This is a genomic window from Paenibacillus sp. J22P277 (genome assembly GCF_059383675.1).
Genome location: NZ_JBXENS010000004.1, coordinates 553,708 through 570,847, shown reverse-complemented (window position 1 = coordinate 570,847; position 17,140 = coordinate 553,708). Strand labels below are relative to the sequence as shown.

General features: G+C 59.3%; 14 protein-coding genes. 12 read left to right on the top strand and 2 right to left on the bottom strand.

What is annotated here, in order from left to right:
- Window positions 1-11: 11 nt before the first annotated feature.
- From AC50YL_RS15890 to AC50YL_RS15850, 9 genes are all read left to right on the top strand, one after another.
- Entirely contained in the window at window positions 12-890 is an 879-nt protein-coding gene (locus AC50YL_RS15890; protein WP_494833173.1) for an ABC transporter ATP-binding protein, read from the top strand.
- Window positions 883-1,749 (top strand): ABC transporter permease, encoded by an 867-nt coding sequence (locus tag AC50YL_RS15885; protein WP_494833172.1) that lies wholly within the window; start codon window positions 883-885, stop codon window positions 1,747-1,749. The genes AC50YL_RS15890 and AC50YL_RS15885 overlap by 8 nt, the downstream gene beginning before the upstream one ends.
- Window positions 1,750-1,845: 96 nt before the next feature.
- Entirely contained in the window at window positions 1,846-3,201 is a 1,356-nt protein-coding gene (locus AC50YL_RS15880) for an LLM class flavin-dependent oxidoreductase (RefSeq protein WP_494833171.1), read from the top strand.
- Window positions 3,202-3,448: 247 nt separating this feature from the next.
- Entirely contained in the window at window positions 3,449-4,408 is a 960-nt protein-coding gene (locus tag AC50YL_RS15875) for a TauD/TfdA dioxygenase family protein (RefSeq protein ID WP_494833170.1), read from the top strand.
- Between the two features lie 159 nt (window positions 4,409-4,567).
- Entirely contained in the window at window positions 4,568-4,999 is a 432-nt protein-coding gene (locus AC50YL_RS15870; RefSeq protein WP_494833169.1) for a MarR family winged helix-turn-helix transcriptional regulator, read from the top strand.
- A gap of 143 nt (window positions 5,000-5,142) precedes the next feature.
- The gene (locus tag AC50YL_RS15865; protein WP_494833168.1) at window positions 5,143-5,802 is read left to right on the top strand and encodes a peroxiredoxin-like family protein; all 660 of its coding nucleotides are present in this window, start codon (window positions 5,143-5,145) and stop codon (window positions 5,800-5,802) included.
- 357 nt (window positions 5,803-6,159) lie between these two features.
- A complete protein-coding gene (locus tag AC50YL_RS15860) occupies window positions 6,160-6,735 on the top strand; it encodes an RNA polymerase sigma factor (RefSeq protein ID WP_494833421.1) in 576 nt (191 codons plus the stop codon).
- Window positions 6,732-8,282, top strand: a complete 1,551-nt coding sequence (locus AC50YL_RS15855; RefSeq protein WP_494833167.1) for an ABC transporter substrate-binding protein — start codon at window positions 6,732-6,734, stop codon at window positions 8,280-8,282. The genes AC50YL_RS15860 and AC50YL_RS15855 overlap by 4 nt, the downstream gene beginning before the upstream one ends.
- Entirely contained in the window at window positions 8,279-9,625 is a 1,347-nt protein-coding gene (locus AC50YL_RS15850) for an ABC transporter substrate-binding protein (protein WP_494833166.1), read from the top strand. The genes AC50YL_RS15855 and AC50YL_RS15850 overlap by 4 nt, the downstream gene beginning before the upstream one ends.
- Window positions 9,626-9,832: 207 nt before the next feature.
- On the opposite strand, the gene AC50YL_RS15845 is transcribed toward AC50YL_RS15850, so the two are convergent.
- Together AC50YL_RS15845 and AC50YL_RS15840 are read right to left on the bottom strand one after the other, a co-directional pair.
- Complete coding sequence (locus AC50YL_RS15845; RefSeq protein ID WP_494833165.1) at window positions 9,833-11,605, bottom strand: asparaginase domain-containing protein; 1,773 nt, start codon at window positions 11,603-11,605, stop codon at window positions 9,833-9,835.
- A gap of 24 nt (window positions 11,606-11,629) precedes the next feature.
- The gene (locus AC50YL_RS15840) at window positions 11,630-12,829 is read right to left on the bottom strand and encodes an asparaginase (protein ID WP_494833164.1); all 1,200 of its coding nucleotides are present in this window, start codon (window positions 12,827-12,829) and stop codon (window positions 11,630-11,632) included.
- 386 nt (window positions 12,830-13,215) lie between these two features.
- Between AC50YL_RS15840 and AC50YL_RS15835 the strand changes: the two genes are divergently transcribed.
- The 3 genes from AC50YL_RS15835 to AC50YL_RS15825 are packed head-to-tail and all read left to right on the top strand — an operon-like array spanning window position 13,216 to window position 16,771.
- Entirely contained in the window at window positions 13,216-14,580 is a 1,365-nt protein-coding gene (locus AC50YL_RS15835; protein ID WP_494833163.1) for a spore germination protein, read from the top strand.
- The gene (locus AC50YL_RS15830; protein WP_494833162.1) at window positions 14,581-15,660 is read left to right on the top strand and encodes a GerAB/ArcD/ProY family transporter; all 1,080 of its coding nucleotides are present in this window, start codon (window positions 14,581-14,583) and stop codon (window positions 15,658-15,660) included.
- The gene (locus tag AC50YL_RS15825; protein WP_494833161.1) at window positions 15,650-16,771 is read left to right on the top strand and encodes a Ger(x)C family spore germination protein; all 1,122 of its coding nucleotides are present in this window, start codon (window positions 15,650-15,652) and stop codon (window positions 16,769-16,771) included. The genes AC50YL_RS15830 and AC50YL_RS15825 overlap by 11 nt, the downstream gene beginning before the upstream one ends.
- Window positions 16,772-17,140 lie beyond the last annotated feature (369 nt).

Below are 17,140 nucleotides of genomic sequence, written 5' to 3'. Positions count from 1 at the left end.
AGATGAATGCGATGTCGACGGCCAAAATCAGCCTCCAGCACGTCAGCAAATCGTTCCGCGTCAACCACGGCTCCAGTCATCCGAAGGAGCATCGGCAGCCGGTGTCTGCGCTTCAGGATATCACCTTGGACGTCGGGCAGGGCGAGTTCATGGTCATCGTCGGGCCGAGCGGCTGCGGCAAGTCGACGCTGCTGGATCTGCTCGCCGGCTTGACCAAGCCGAGCGGCGGCCGGATCCTGCTGGACGGCAAGCCGATCGCCGGACCCGATCTCGACCGGGGGATCGTTTTCCAGCAATATGCGCTGTTCCCATGGAAGACGGCGCTCGCGAACGTGGAGTTCGGGCTGGAGACGAAGGGCGTGCGCCGCAAGGAACGCAAAGAAACCGCCCGGGAATTTATCCGGCTCGTCGGCTTGGCGGGCTTCGAGCACCGGTATCCGCACGAGCTGTCCGGCGGGATGAAGCAGCGCATCGCGATTGCCCGCAGCCTCGCGTACGATCCCGAGGTGCTGCTCATGGACGAACCGTTCGCGGCGCTCGACGCGCAGACGCGCGAGACGCTTCAAAGCGAGCTGCTGCGCATCTGGGAGGCGACGAAGAAGACGATCATCTTCATCACGCACGGCATCGAGGAAGCCGTGTATCTCGGACAGCGCGTGGCGGTCATGACGTCCCGTCCGGGCCGGATCAAGGAGATCGTCGAGGTGCCGTTCGAAGCGAGAACGACGGAGGAGGACCTGCGCTCGGATCCCGAATTCGTGCGCATCCGTCATCGCATCTGGGATTTGCTCAAGGACGAGGTGTCGCTGGCGCAGGAGCAGGAGAAGAGCACGAGCCTCGGCGCCGGGAACAAGAGAGCGCACGGTAAAGGAGTGGCTGCGGATGGCTAACTTGAATGCGGGCACGAGGACGGGAGAAGTCATCGCCCGGCTGGAGACGGAGTTTGCGGTACGGAAACGGAACGGAGCCGCGCTCAGGGCAGTCGCGGCATGGGCGCATCGGACGATGCGCAAATCCATCGTCATTCTCGCCTTCCTCGCCTTGTGGGAAATCGCGCCGCGCGCGGGGCTGGCGGACCGTACCTTCTTCCCGCCGTTGTCGGCCGTGCTGGAGGCCTGGTGGCAGATGCTGCTGTCGGGCGATCTGGCCGCCCACACGGGAGCGAGCCTGCAGCGGTCGCTCGGCGGATTTCTGCTGGCGGTCGCCGTCAGCATTCCCGTGGGGCTGGCGATCGGCTGGTGGAAGCCGGTGGCGGCGTACTTGAACCCGCTGCTGGAAGTGATGCGCAACACGGCGCCGCTCGCGATCCTGCCGGTCTTCATCCTGCTGCTGGGCCTGGGCGAGACATCGAAGATCTCCATCGTGTTCTACGCGTGTTTCTTCCCGCTGTTGCTCAATACGATCAGCGGCGTGCGGAACGTGGATCCGCTGCTGATCAAATCCGCGCGCTCCATGGGGCTTGCCCCCATCGCATTGTTCCGCAAAGTCATCGTTCCCGCCGCCCTGCCGACGATCTTCGTGGGCATCCGCCAGTCCGGCGCGGCCTCCATTCTCGTGCTTGTCGCGGCGGAGATGGTCGGGGCGAAGGAAGGGCTCGGCTATCTGATCCAGTACGCCCAGTTCAGCTTCATGATTCCGCAAATGTACGCCGGGATTATATCGATTTCCGTCATCGGCCTGATCTTGAACTACACGCTGCTGTACTTCGAACGGCGGTTGACGGCGTGGAAACAGACGTACGGCGAGTAAGGGGCATCGCGATGCCCGGCTCCGGGGTTCGAGCTTCGGGCAGGGCGCTTCGCTTGGCTGAAGACCAGTTCATGAAAAAGAGAGGCGTGAGGATCGATGAGCAAGCATAAGAAGCACATGAATTTGAACGTATTCGTGATGAATGCCGGCCACCATGAGGCGTCGTGGCGGTTTCCCGGCACCGAGCCGCAAAATATCACGGACATCGCGTATTTTCAGCGGATCGCCCGGATCGCGGAGGCGGCGAAGTTCGATTCCCTCTTCCTGGCGGACGGCTTGGCGGTGAGCAAGAATATCAAGCACGGCGCATTCGTCGGTCTCGAGCCGTTCACGCTGTTGTCGGCGCTCGCTGCCGTGACCGAGCATATCGGCCTTATCGGCACGGTGTCCACGACGTACAACGAGCCGTTTCACGTAGCGCGCAAGTTCGCGTCGCTGGATCATATCAGCAGGGGCCGCGCCGGATGGAACATCGTCACGTCGGGCAGCGAGTTCGAGGCGAGCAATTTCAGCCGGGATTCCCACCTGGAGCATCACAAGCGTTACGAGCGCGCGCGGGAATTCCTTGAGGTGACGACGGGCTTGTGGGACAGCTGGGAGGATGACGCGATCGTCATCGACCGGGAGTCTGGCGTGTTCGCGGAGCCCGGCAAAGTGCGCGCCATCGAGCATGCCGGAGAGTCGTTCAAGGTGCGCGGGCCGCTGAACATTCCGCGTTCGCCGCAGGGGTATCCCGTGCTCGTGCAGGCGGGCTCCTCCGAGGACGGCAAGGAATTCGCCGCGCGGTACGCGGAGGCGATCTTCACCGCGCAGCAGACGCTGAAGGAAGCGCAGCAGTTCTACGGCGACGTGAAGGCGCGGGCGGCCAGGTACGGGCGCAATCCGGACCAGCTAAAAATCCTGCCCGGCATCTGTGCCGTCATCGGCGCGACCGAGGCCGAGGCGAAGGAGAAGGAGCAGTCGCTGAACGAACTGACCGTACCGGAATACGGGCTCAATCAGCTTTCCAATATGCTCGGCCTCGACTTGTTCACCTACCCGCTGGACGGCCCGCTTCCGGAGCTGCCGAGCATCAGTGAGATCAACGGCAACAAAAGCCGGTTCCAGCTTGTGGCCGATCTCGCGAAGCGCGACGGGCTGACGATTCGGCAGCTGATCCACCGCCTCGCCGGCGGCAGGGGGCACCGGGTGTTCGCCGGTACGGCGGTTCAGGTCGCCGATCAGCTGGAGGAATGGTTCACGCTGGGGGGAAGCGACGGGTTCAACGTGATGCCGCCGTACCTGCCGGCAGGCTTGGAGGAGTTCGCGTCGCAGGTCGTGCCGGAGCTGCAGCGGCGGGGGTTGTTCCGCACGGAGTACCAGGGGCGCACCTTGCGGGAGCATTTCGGCCTTGGGCGGCCGGCCAACCGGTTCTCGGCGGCTGCGCAGCTGTTGGAGTACGAAGCGAAGTAAGCGGCGATGCCTGCGCAGCGGGCCGACGCCAAGGGCGATCCTGCCGCGCAGGCCAAAACGAAGCGTATGCTTTCGAAGCGAGTTTTGGCTCGCATGGAAGATAGATAGATAGATAGATAGATAGATAGATAGATAGATAGATAGATAGATAGAATCACCAAAACGAAGCGTATGCTTTCGAAGCGAGTTTTGGCTCGCATGGAAGATAGATAGATAGCATCGCCAAAACTTTTAGGAGGTATTATCCATGAGCAATATTCAGAATGAAACGGTTGTCGGCAAGTCGTTCGAGGTACGTCCCGTTTCGGGCAGAATCGGCGCGGAGATCAGGGGCGTGACGCTTTCGCCGGAGCTTGACGGGGAGACGATCGGGTTCATTCGCGAGGCGCTGCTGAAGCATAAGGTCGTGTTTTTCCGCGGCCAGTCGCAGCTGGACGATGCCGGCCAAGAAGCGTTCGCGAAGCTGCTCGGCAGCCCCGTCGCCCATCCGACGGTGCCGATCAAGCTGGGAACGGATTACGTGCTGGAGCTGAATTCCCGCCATGGGGGACGCGCCGATTCCTGGCATACGGACGTGACGTTCGTCGATGCGTATCCGGAAGCGTCCATCCTGCGCGCGGTCGTCGTGCCGGAAGCCGGCGGCGATACGGTATGGGCGAATACGGCCGCCGCTTACGACAACCTGCCGGAAGCGCTGCGCACGCTGGTCGACGGTTTGTGGGCGGTGCATTCCAACGAATACGACTACGCCGCTTACCGGACGAGGACGTCCGAGGAACCGGAGGACCGCGGCTACCGCGAAGTCTTCGTCTCCACGCTGTACGAGACGGAGCACCCGCTCGTGCGCGTGCATCCGGAGACAGGGGAGCGCACGCTGGTGCTCGGGCATTTCGTCAAGCGGATCCTAGGCTTGTCCGCCGCCGACTCCGCGCAGCTGTTCGCGCTGCTGCAGCGTCACGTCACCAGCCTGGAAAACACGGTACGCTGGCGCTGGGAAGCCGGCGACGTCGTCATCTGGGATAACCGCACCACGCAGCATTACGCCGTCAACGATTACGGCGACCAGCACCGCGTCGTTCGGCGGGTAACGATCGACGGCGACGTGCCGGTGAGCATCGACGGGCGGCGGAGCGTGACGCGCACGAAAGTCGCGAACGCGCCGCGGGCGGAGCAGGCCCGACCGGAAGAGCAAACGGAATCCGCATAATTGCGGCATCCTAGCCCGGATGACGGTGCGAGGGCACCCTCTTCCGGGTTTTTCGTCCTGCTTAAGGCCGGCGATATGGATAGCGTTGATGAAGCAACTCTTGCATGGCTGCATCCGCAGGGCGTACAATGACATCAAAACGCGATAGGTGATCCCGCAATGAAACCAGCTGTGCTAAGCGATCTGATCAACGAAATTCTCGTCAAATCCTCGATTCTGGGTTCCGAGAAGCCGTTCGTGGAAGCCTTGACGCCGAGACAAGCCCATATCGTCATGGAAATCAAATCGAATGCGTTCCGCAACGGCGACTTGGCCGACCGGCTGGGGGTGGAGCCGTCCACGCTGACCCGCCTGCTGGATCCGCTCGTCAAGAAAGGATTCGTCTCGCGCGGGTTGAATCCGGATAACCGGCGAGAAGTGTTGATCAGGCTCACCGACGAGGGGCTCGCGATTCTCGCGGAGCTGAACGAGAAGATGATTCATGTATGCACCCAAATTTTGCGGCAGGTGCCGGAAGATAAGCTGGAACGGGCGGAGGAAGGTATCGCCCTGCTGTTGAACGCGGTCAGGCAGGCCGCATTTCATCATTGATGCGATAATTGACGATAGCGGCATCGGTTGTTGAACAATATCCACTAGGCAGGTCCTGAGACAGGGCCTGTTTTTTATTGCGCCCACAAAAGATGTATTACTATAATAGTTGTAATAATACAATTAAATTGGAGGATGAGAATATGGCTAACGAAGCCTTGAACCCGCAGTTGGAGGGCATGCAGCAGGAGCTGAGAAAGGCGGTGCCGATCGCGGTGTACGACGTGCTGCGGCAGTCGGTCGAGGAACTCCGGCGGCAGGGATCGGTCGAAGGCTTGAAGACGGGGAATTTCGCGCCCGGCTTTGCGCTTGCCGGCGCAGTCGGGCAGGAGGTTTCCTTGATGGCGGAAGTGGCAAAGGGACCGGTCGTGCTGGTGTTCTACCGCGGAGGCTGGTGTCCGTTTTGCAATATGCAATTACGGGCTTACGAGCGGATATTGCCCCGGATCCGTGCGCTGGGCGCGTCGCTTATCGCGGTCTCGCCGCAGCGTCCCGACCGCACGCTCTCCCAGCAGGAGAAGGAGCAGTTGACCTTCGCCGTCGTGAGCGACCCCGATGGCCGCGTCGCCGAGCGGTACCGCATTCTCTACGAAGTTCCCGAACCGCTTCAACGCGTCCTGCAGGAATTCGGAGGGAGCTTGCCTGAATACAACGGGACGGATAAATGGCTGCTGCCGGTTCCCGCCGTATTCGTCGCGGACCGCCATGGCGTGATCCGGTTCGCGCATGTCGATCCGGATTTCATGAGACGGGCGGAGCCGGAGCGCGTCTTGCTGGCGCTGCAGGCACTGGAGGCGCAATGAATGGCATCGCGGATCGAGCGATTGGCGCGCCCGTTCTCAACCGTCAGACGCGGCAGCTGCTGTTGATACGAGCACGGCGTTTCATTGAACGATTGACAGGTCAACCCGTGAAAACGCGCCGATCAGGCGCGTTTTTTGCGTTGGGCCTGTTCCGCATATGCGATCCGGGCTTCCGGACGAGGGAGACTTGAATCGATCCTAATCACGCGCCAATCTTATCCATAAATTTGATGACCCAAGCGCGCCTGGCTTTTGTATAATAATGGAATCGGTAACAGCACGGGGAGCATAAAACATTTTGCAAACAAATTCGGCGGCAACGGAACCATTTCCGGGCTCGATCGTCTACTTTCCGAGGTGAACAATTTGCAGTTCGAATATTTGAAGCATGTCACGGACGGCTTGGACCGCCATGCCGTGCTCGATGAGCTCATGGCCGCGTACGGCAAGGACGTCTGGCATTTCGCCTTCTTCATTACGCATTCGAGAGAGACGGCGGACGACGTGACCCAGGACGTATTCGTGAAAGTGTTCCAGCAGCTTTACGAATTCCGGGGGCAATCGTCGATCAAAACCTGGCTGCTCGCCATTACCCGCAACACGGCGCGCGACGTGCTGCGGTCGTCTTGGGTGAGACGGGTCGTATTATTCGATACGATGCGCCCGCATACCGGAACTTCGGCTTCGGCGGAGCGGGAGAGCATGGACAAGCTGATGGCCGAGGAGTTATGGGCGATCGTCTTGAAGCTGCCTCGCAAGCTGCGCGAAGTGCTTCTCCTGAACAGCCACTACGGCCTCTCCATGCAGGAAATGGCGGACATGCTTCGGGTGTCGGCCGGCACGGTGAAGTCCAGGCTGCACCGTGCCCGGGCGGCGGTCAACCGCAAACTGACCCAGGAAGCGTCATGGACCGGGGAGGAAGAGTGGACATGAAGAAGCATGCAAACGAATGGGAGCATCGCTTGGCGGGCAAACCTCCCGTCAAGAATGGGTTCACCTCGGACCTTGAACGCAAAGTGAGGGAACGCATTCGCATGAATTCGACGAAACGACGCGCGCCGTTAAGAGCGGCTGCGGCGATCATGAGCATGATCGTCATATTGGGCGGGGGATGGTGGTTCCGGGACGACCTCAAGGAGCTGCTGCGTCCTGCGGAGCACTCCGACGTCCCGGCTGCGCTGAGCGAGGATCCGCTGGCGGAGAAGGAATACGAGCTGAAGGTTCATCAGTTTCAGAGTTACAACACGTTCGAATACACCTTCAAGAAACCGTTCATCATCCGGCATCCGTCCGTGAAGGTGAACATCGACAGCGCGCCGGACGACCTGTATAACGATCCGGAGAAATTCGAAGCTTGGTTCGACGCGGAGCAGCCGGATGTCGTGCAGGTACCGGTGAACGTCTACGCGAAGCTTGCGGCGGACGGGAAGCTGAGATCCCTCGACACGCTCGCGAAAGCGAACAAGGCCGATCTGCAGGCGCTCCATGCGCCGCTCGTCGATTATTTGCGGCAAGCCGGCGGGAACGGGGATTTGTATGGATTATCCGCCGATTTTACGTCTACGGCACTGTATGTCAATGAAGATTTGTTCGCCGCGCACGGCGTTCCGCTTCCGGATGGCGATGTGTCCATGGCGCAGATCCTGCAGCTTGCGGCGCGATTTCAAGGAACCGGCGTGAGCGGACTGGCCGCCGTCGACCGCAGCAACAAATTCGCGATGGTCGAATTGGCCGGCTGGACGAGCGGCTTGCAGACGATCGCCGGGTCGGAAGAAAACCTGCAAGCAACGGTGAATTCCGATGCCTGGAAGAAGACGTGGACCACCGTAATCGACGGGTACCGCAGCGGTTGGCTCAATCAAGCGAAGCCGGTCGATTATGGCAAGAACGGTGCAATAACCATGGAGGATATAGGGAAGCAGGATACGTTCGCGCTCGGTCAAGTCGCGATGGCGATCAGGTCCAGCGATTATTATAGCAATCTGAGAACGTACGAGCAGTCCGGCGTGATGAAAGCGAACTGGTCCACGGTGCCGATACGCCTCGACGCGTCAGCGACGAATCAGGACGCATTCCTCGGTACGCGCACCATCTATGCCGTCAATGCGAAATCCAGTCAGCCCGATGCGGCCTGGGAGCTTGTACGGTTCGTGGCGGGCGGGACTTGGCGCGCGAATCTGGATCCAAGCAATTTTATGTCCATGCAGTTGCTCGCCAATAAATCCGCCATGGGCGAAGCCGACGGCAAGCAGTGGGAGGCTTTCTACGAGACGGCCGCGGATCCGGCGAAAGCCGCGGCAAGCGCGCTGTTAAACAGCGGCCCTCGATTCATCAAGGCCAATCAAGCGCTCTATGCGCTGGGGGGCGAAGAGATGAACGCCATCCTGAACAAATCGGTCCCGATCGATACTGCGCTGGGTGACCTTCAAGCCAAGCTGGATGCCGAGCTGGCGGCGATCGGGAAGGAGGCGCGGCCATGATGAGATTCGGACGATTCGACATGCGGGCCAATTGCATCCGATTCATGCTTCTGCCGCTCTTCGGCTTTCTGCTCGGCGCCTGCTCGACCGGTGCGGATTCGGCCGGTTCCGGGCCCGAGCGGATCGTAATCGGCATCGCGGATAAAAGCTATTACCCCTCTCCGTACGGCGATTATTTAACGGCTGCTTACCCGGACCTGCAGGTCGAGCTGGTGGAGATGGACCCCGACAACAGCAAGCCGCTTACGATCGAACAGTATGAACGGAAGCTGGAGCAAGAGAAGCCGGATCTCCTGCTCGGCTACGATATTCGTTATAAGCAGCTGGCCGCTGACGGCCTGCTGCAGGATTTGGCGCCCCGCATGCTGGACAGCGGGATGAAGGAAGACGATTTCTACCCCGGCATGATCGAGAAAATGAAGCGCGTCGGAGGCGGAAGCCTGTATGCGGTCGCGCCTACGTTTCAAGCTTCCGTCCTCTATTACAACGCGGACTTGTTCCGCAAGTACAAGGTCGCGCTGCCGCGGGACGGCATGACGATCATGGATGTCATGAAGCTTGCGGGAGATTTCGGCAAAGCAGGCAGCAACAAGGACGGCATCGTCGGTTACCACCAGCCCTTCAGCAGCATGCCGCATAGCTTGCTCTTCAGCTTGTCTACCCCGGAGGGGCTGCGCCCCTACAATTTCCAGACAGGCAAAGTGACGATGGATACGCCAGCATGGCGGAACATCATCGCGACGGTCATCGGGCTGTACAAGAGCGGCACCTTCCTGATGCAGGACGTCAAAGGGGAAACGAAGGACGGCGAGGTGTGGTACGGTCCGGACGACGTCAGCGAAGCGGATCTGTTCAAGAAGGGCAAGTCGGCGATGACGATCGGAGGCTATAACGGCATGTCGGACTTGCCGTTCGAGACCGGGATGGTGACGCCGCCGGTCAGCTCCGTCGACAGCCGTTCGGAATATCTGGGCGTGTACAGCTATATGGCGATTCCGGCTGGCGCCGAGCACGGGGATACGGCTTGGGAAATGATTCGATTCATGCTGAGCGACTACGTGGCCAAGGTCAGGTCGGGTCTTCAAGAAGACCTCTCCACGCGCAAGTCCTACATGAATTACGATCATAATCCGATGCTGCCGAAGCTGTACGACATCCTGCCAAGCGTCGACCAGTCCTACTCCATGGAAGGCTACGATGCCAAATTCGTCACGCTGTTCGACGAGCTGGAGGACCGCGAAATCACGGCCGCCGTCAAGGGCGAGAAGAGCGCCGACGCCAGCATCGCCGCTATCCAGAAGGAAGGCCAGGCGTTGATGGACGCGGCGAAGCCGAAGAAATAACCGCATTGAACGCTGAACGCAAGGCGCGATTTTCGGTGCCGCATCGGGGCGAGAAAGTCATGATCCATTGCAATGATCACCTTCACAGACCAAACGGAGCCGGCGGCATTACGCCCGTTCCTAAAAACGCCAAATGAAAAGACCATGCCGCGGGACGAATCCCGCAGGGCATGGTCTTGTTCCGTTTATTCGCTTCTTTCCCGCTCGTTAGGAAACGGCCGGAAGCTTGACGAGAATCGTCGCCGCTTCCGCGCGCGTGGCCGTGTCGCTTGGGGCGAATACGCCTCCGCTGCGGCCGCCGATGAGGGATTTATCCTTGACGGCCTTGACCGCGCCTTTGGCCCAAGCCGGAATCGCGGCATCGTCCGCAAAGCCGGTCGTGCCGGCCGCTTTGATATCGAGCTTCAGCGCCTTGGCGATCATGACCGCCATCTCCGAGCGGGCGATGGTCGCGTCCGGCTTGAACGTGCCGTCGGCATAGCCGTTCACGATACCGGCCGCAGCCGCTTGGGCGACGGCCTCCTTGGCCCAGTTCCCGATCTTCCCGGCGTCGGTGAACGTCAGGCCGGCTCCGGCGCCTTGCGGCTTCAGCGCGTTCATCAGCATGACCGCGAACTCCGCCCGGGTCAGCTCCTGATTCGGCTTGAACGTACCGTCGGCATAGCCGCGTACGATGCCGACGGATACGGCCTGCTCAATGGAAGCCGCCGCCCAGTGGCCGCCGATATCCTTTAATGCGACGGCCGCAGGCGGCATGGTCTCGCCTTTCGCGTCCTCGATAGCGATATCCTGTCTGCCGTAGACCGCGAACCAATTCTTGATCGTCTGAAAGTCGTTCGAGAACGACAATGCCACAAGCAGCATCATGCGGGCATGCTGGGCGTTCAGGCTGTCGCCGGCGATGATGCCTTCGCTGTCGGACGGATACATCGTTCCCGAGCCCGTTCTCGTCGTCGTGACGAAGATGACGCCCTGCTTGATCGCATCGGCGCGGGCCGCGCTCATCTTCGGCGAGATGCCGCCTGCGCCGGTGCCGGCGGTGACGATGCCTTTGGCGCCGTCCGCGACGAGGCCGCGAATGCCGCCGCCGTCGGCATCCTGATAGGCGTAGGCGATCTCGACGAGCGGCAGATCGGTCTTCTTGATCTTGCGCAGATCGAACGGCGTCGACCAATCGGGTCGGCCGGCTTTCAGCGCGCGTTCGTTCAAACGATACATGGAGATGTTGTCCTGGTCGATATACCCGAGCGCGCCGAGAATCGGCGTCTTGAACGTATCCAGGCGCTGCGCGTTCGTCTTCGTGACGTCCCGCGCGGCCTGCACGAGATCGTTCAGCATGATGACGGTCCCGTACCACTTGGTCTTGCCGCTGGCGGACAGCTTGATGGCATTGTACAAATTCGCCGGCGCGTCGGTGCCGATGACATCCCACGGCCGCATCGCGCCGGTGACGACGACGGGCTTCGAACTCTGCACCGTCAGATCGAGGAAATAACCGATATCCTCCATCGTGTCGGTGCCGGAAGTGACGACGACGCCGTCATAGGTCGCGAGCGCTTGGTCGACGGTCAGCGACAGATCGTACAGCTCGCCGATCGTATAGCTGCCCGAACCTTTATTGCCGAACTGATAGGTGGAGACGTCGGCGATTTTTTCCTTGCGGGGGAGCTGGGCGACCATGTCCTCGATCTTGTAGGTGCCCGACTTGTAGTCCTGTAAATTAGTCGGATCGCCGCCGTTCGCCGCGCCGGAGATCGTGCCGCCCGTACCGATGACGAGGATGTTCGGCATCGGCGACGCCTTGAACGCATCGCTGAGCGCGGGAAGCGGGTAAGCTCCCGCAGCCGCCGGGTCATTCGCCGCCGCGGCTGCCGCCGGCATGAAGCCGGCGGCGGGGGGCAGAGACAGGCCGAGTAAAAGGAGGACCAGAATCGGAAGAAGCCATCTCTTCCGGGGCATGCCGTTGCGCGTCGCTGTCATAGGGCTATCCCTCCTGTCCGTTCATTATGGCGTGGCAACGCTGACGGCGACATTTTGCGCGCCGTAAGCGGCGAACCAGCCTTTAATCGTTTTTTGATCGCTCGAGAAGGCGAGGGATAGCAGCAGCAGCATGCGCGCATGCGTGGCGTTGAGGCTGTCGCCGGCGATGATGCCGTCGCTGTCGGTCGGATACATCGTCCCGGAGCCCGTCCTCGTCGTGGTCACGAAGAGCACGCCCTGCTTGATCGCCTCGGCCCGGGCCGCGCTCATTTTCGCGGAAATGCCGCCTGCGCCCGTGCCTGCCGTGACGATGCCCTTCGCGCCGTCCGCGACGAAGCCCTTGATAGCGCCGCCGCCGGCGTCCTGATAAGCGTAGGCGATCTCGACGAGCGGCAGGTCGGCCTTCTTGATCTTGCTCAGGTCGTAAGGCGTAGACCACGCCGGCGTGCCCGCTTTGCCGACTCGGCCAGGCGCGCGATAGATGGAGATATTGTCCTGATCGATGTAGCCGAGCGCGCCGAGAACCGGCGTCTGGAAGGTGTCGAGGCGCTGCGCGTTCGTCTTCGTCACGTCGCGGGCCGCTTGCACGATATCGTTCAGCATGAGCACGGTGCCGAACCACTTCGTCTTGCCGCTGGCGGACAGCTTGATCGCATTGTAGAGATTGGCCGGCGCGTCGGTACCGATCACGTCCCATGGGCGCATCGCGCCGGTGATGACGACCGGTTTCTCGCTGCGGACGGTCAAGTCGAGGAAGTAGGCGATGTCCTCCATCGTGTCCGTGCCGGAGGTGACGACGACCCCGTCATAGGTTTTCAGCGCCTGGTCCACGGCGAGCGACAGATCGTACAGCTCGCCGATCGCGTAGCTGCCGGATCCTTTGTTGCCGAATTGATAGGTGGAAACGTCGGCGATTTTGTCCTTGCGCGGCAGCTGGGCGACCATGTCTTCGATTTTGTATGTACCGGATTTATAGGATTGCAGATTGGTAGGATCGCCGTCGTTGGCTTGTCCGGAGATGGTGCCGCCGGTGCCGATCACGAGAATGTTAGGTTTGACGGAGATGTCCTTGGCTTTGACGTCGGGTATCGAAATCGCGGGCGGGGCGGGAACCACTGGCGCGTCCGCCGCGTTGGCGACGGCAGCCGCAGAACTGAGCATTGCGAATGCAAGGAAGGGGACAAGGAAGAATCGGGCCATTCTCTTTCTCATGCTTAACGTCATTAAAACTACCTCCTAATGTTATATATGAATATATTGGCAAGTTAATTATACGTTTGCGTAACATAATATGACAATGATTATTTGGAAGATTTAGAAAATTTAGAAGAATCGCGAGAAAAAATAGGGAAAATGGTTGTTTGAGTCAGAATTTCTGACATGATCGTCCGGGAGGGATTCTATGGAGTGAGGATCTGGGAAATCGTCGGCGCGGGAGTTCAGCGGGCGGAAAGCGGAGGCGTTATACGCGGCCGGGTTTTCGAGGCGTTTCGTGCAAGCGGGCTCGGCGATGCCGGGAGGCAAGGTTGGTTGCGCCGCTTCGGAATACGAAATCCCAAATTTGCTCATAATAACCAGACTTATCATGAGCCGAAAAGGGGCAATTGCCGATGAACGAACAGATGCAGTCGATTGCCGAATCCTTGGATACCTTCTTCGAGAACAACGCGGACGCGCGAAGAGAGCAAATCGACGCGGAGCCGGGATTCATTTTATATTACGTCTGGACCATCACCGATCCGGACTTTATCGATCAACAGCTGAAGACGCCTTTTTTTCGCTATTCCCGCGAGGAGTACGAGCTGCATATCCGCTCGATCAGCCAAATCGGCGATAAGCCCGAGGACCTGCCCGCCAAGCTGTGCAAGGGCTGTGCCGTCATCTTGTATAACGATCAGGTCTATACCGTCGCGAAGTCGGTATCCTACCGAACGCGCAGCGTGGACACCCCGCAGGTCGAAGCTTCGATCGTAGGTCCTCTGGAGGCTTTCGTGGAAAGCATGGCCGTCAATTTGAATCTGATCCGCAAGCATTACCAGAGCCCCAACCTGCGTATCGTCAAATTCGAAGTGGGAACCCTGAGCCATATTACCGGCTATTTGCTGTACGACAGCGAACTGGCCGATCAAGCCTACGTGAAGCGGGAGCTTGCGCAAATCAACAATTTGAACGCCAAGAATGCCCAAGCCGTATCCAAGGTTCAACAGTACTTGCCGAAGAAGAGACCGCTGCTGTTTCCGAGAACCGTCGTCACGGAGCGCCCGGACCGGGTAAGCGAAGCGTTGTCCAAGGGGAAGTCCGCCTATCTGATCGAGACGACTCCGTTCGCCAGCCTGGCTCCCATCAATTTTCATGATTTCATGGCTTCCATGGACGATTCCTACATGCTTCCCGTGTACAGCTTCTTCTTGATCGCGCTTCGGTATTTCGCCTTGTTCGCCACCGTCGTCCTGCCCGGCGCCTACGTCGCCTTCACGGCGTTCAACCCGGAGGTATTCCGCGTGCAGCTGGCGTTGTCGATCGCGGGCAGCAGGGCGGGACTTCCGTATCCGGCCTTTCTCGAGGTCGCCTTCATGATGATCATGACCGAGTTATTGGTGGAGGCTTCGCTTCGCGTACCCAAAACGATCGGTCCCGCGGCCACGACGGTCGGAGGACTCATCCTGGGCGAAGCCGCCTCGCAGGCCAATCTGGTCAGCGATATCATGATCATCGTCGTGGCATCGGTGGCGATCGCCAATTTCGTGATTCCGATCAACACGATGTCGCTGACCGTCCGCGTGTTGAAATACGTGCTGCTCTTCCTGGGAACCATAGCCGGGTTCTTCGGGCTTACCGTCGGCATGGTGCTGCTGGTCAGTTACTTGTTCACGATGCATGACAGCAACTATTCGTTGGTCCAGTCCTACACGGCCCCGATGAAATTCAGCACCGCGCGGGCGCCGAAAAGCTCGGCCGGCGGGGGGCAGAGCTAAGTGAACATCCTCTTCTATATCGCGATGCTGACCTATTATATGATCAACAACGCCCTATTCACTGCCCCGCACGTCATCGCCAGAAACTATCTGCATAACGGATTGACGGCGATCCCCCTCGGATTGGCGCTGGCGGGAATCAATGCCTGGCTGCTCTTGTCCGTCTATAACCGCTATCCGAAATGGACGATGATTGAAATCAACCGCCATTTGTGCGGCAAATTCTTCGGAGGGTTCATATCCGCCTCGTATGCGGTATTGATGTTCGTCATCGGCTTTTTCATGTTCCGGGGGTCCATGGAGGTCATCATCGAATTTCTGATGCCCGATACGCCGGTCTGGTTTCTGGCGATCCTGCTGATCACCGTCCCGCTGTTCGGGCTGCTGCACAACGACAGCTCGATCTTGTATATGCTCGCCTTTTTTACGGCCATTGCGTTTATCCTGATGCTCATCATCTTCTGGCTGGGCTTCAAGGAGATCGATCCGGTCATGCTGAAGGGAGTCGCGGTCCACGGCTGGAAACCTCCGACCATGCAGGGCATATCGGCATCCCTATTCGTTTGCGGAGGTTATGTCGGGCTTGCCATTTGGAACCCTTATTTCGCGCGGACGAGTCTCAAGGCGACCTTGCTTATCTTCGTTACCGTCGGCCTCGTGGTGATGTCCTGCGGCACGATCATTCCATTGACCGTTTGGGGGCCGTGGGCGATTCAAAACCTGAATCTGATCTGGGTCATGACGGCGGAGACGCTGTCCCTCGATCTATTCGTGATGGAGCGCGGGCTGTTCCTCATCGTTCCGCTTCTCTTGATCACCGGTTATATGGGCGTGCTGCTCTATATCTACAAGAGCTACCGGCTGCTCGAACTGCTGCTGAACAAGCCGAAGGCGCCCAAAATCATCATTGGCTGCGTTCTGCTGTGCTACGTGATTTTCGCTGCATTCGTCAATGAGCTGAAAATCATCATCCAATACAGGGAACTGTACATGGTCGTTTGGACGGTGCTACAAAATTTCCTGGGCATTCTCTGGTACGTGCTTGCCAAGAGAAAGGAGCGTGGGGTAAGTGCGCCTTAGCAAAGCGAGCGCTTTCGGTTTGGCTTGCCTCCTCATGCTGCAGGGATGCCGTTCCGATTACAAGGACATCGACCGCCGGCAATTCGTCGTCGCCATGGGGTTGGATAAAGCGGAGGGAGAAGGGAGATTCCAAATGACGCTCCGGGGCGCGATACCGGAATCGCAGAATCAGGGATCGGCCACGATGCAGAATATGTTCGAAAGCTATGAAACGAACGCCGCGTCGATCGGACAAGCCATCCAGCAGGTCACGCAGCAATTTTTCCTCGAGCCGGATTATTCGCATCTGAAAGGCGTGGTGATCAGCGAGGAGTTGGCGAGAGCGGACAGTATTTTGAAATACGTCGATTTTTTCATCCGCCGCCGTGACTTTCAGGACTTGGCCATGGTGGCCATTACCGATAACGCCGAAGAAATCATCAAGCTCCAGCAAAAAGGAGAACGTACGGCGGGCGACAATCTGTTCATGAAGTTCGGCGAAGGGGTGAATACCGAATACACGCCTTCCATCGAATTGCAGCAAATCTACAAATACTCGCTCACGCCAGGCATCACCTTTTATTGCCCGATCCTGCACGTTCAGGGAAACAAGATCACCTCCGGCGCGACCGCGCTGTTCGACCGCGACAACCGGATGATTCTCCGGCTGAACGGGGAAGAGACGAAATATTTCAATCTCCTGCGAAGAGGGCTGGACAGAGGCTTTATCGTCCTGGGGCCGAAGAAGCAGGCCGGACTCGGCATCAGGCAGGGAAATACGCGGTTTCGTCTCAAAAAGCGGGCTGACGGTCTGCTGTGCGAGGTGCTCGTGAAGATCGAGGCCGCCATCGAGGATTCGGATCAGTCGGGCTACAGCCCGTCCGATCTGAAGAATATGGCGGAAACCAAATTGAACGCGGACATCTCCAGGCTGCTGCGCAAGATGCAGGCCAATCAGGTCGATCCCCTCTTCATCGCCATGAAATACTGGGCGATGAACGCCGGATCCAAGCTGGACCGGGATTGGCTGGACGAGCTCTACCCCGCGATGGAATTCAGGGTCCGCTCCGAGGTGACGATTACCCGGTCGGGCACGCTGCGCTGGAACAACGGCGAGCGGCGAGCGAAGTGACATGCAGCACGACCACGACTTTCCGAACGGTTCTATCCGAGCAAGCGGCGGTAGAGCCTTTTTTGTTTTGATGGCCTTGGTCAGTCACGCGTCCGATTACGGATGCGCCTGCCGTGCAGCCAGGATGCCCGGCATAGGCTGATCTAGCCGCTGCTTGCCATATAGTTGAATAAATCGTGGCATTGTTGATCGTTAATCGTGAAAGCGGTTGCTATACTCGTAGGGAGAACAGGCTATCAGGAGAGTTAGCGAATAGGAGTGAGCATATTGCATCATCGCTTGCAGGTGGAAGGGCCATCGGATTACCGGGTCTATCAGCGTAATGAACACTTGAATACGCGCTGCGGCTCAAACAGGGCGCGGGCGGAG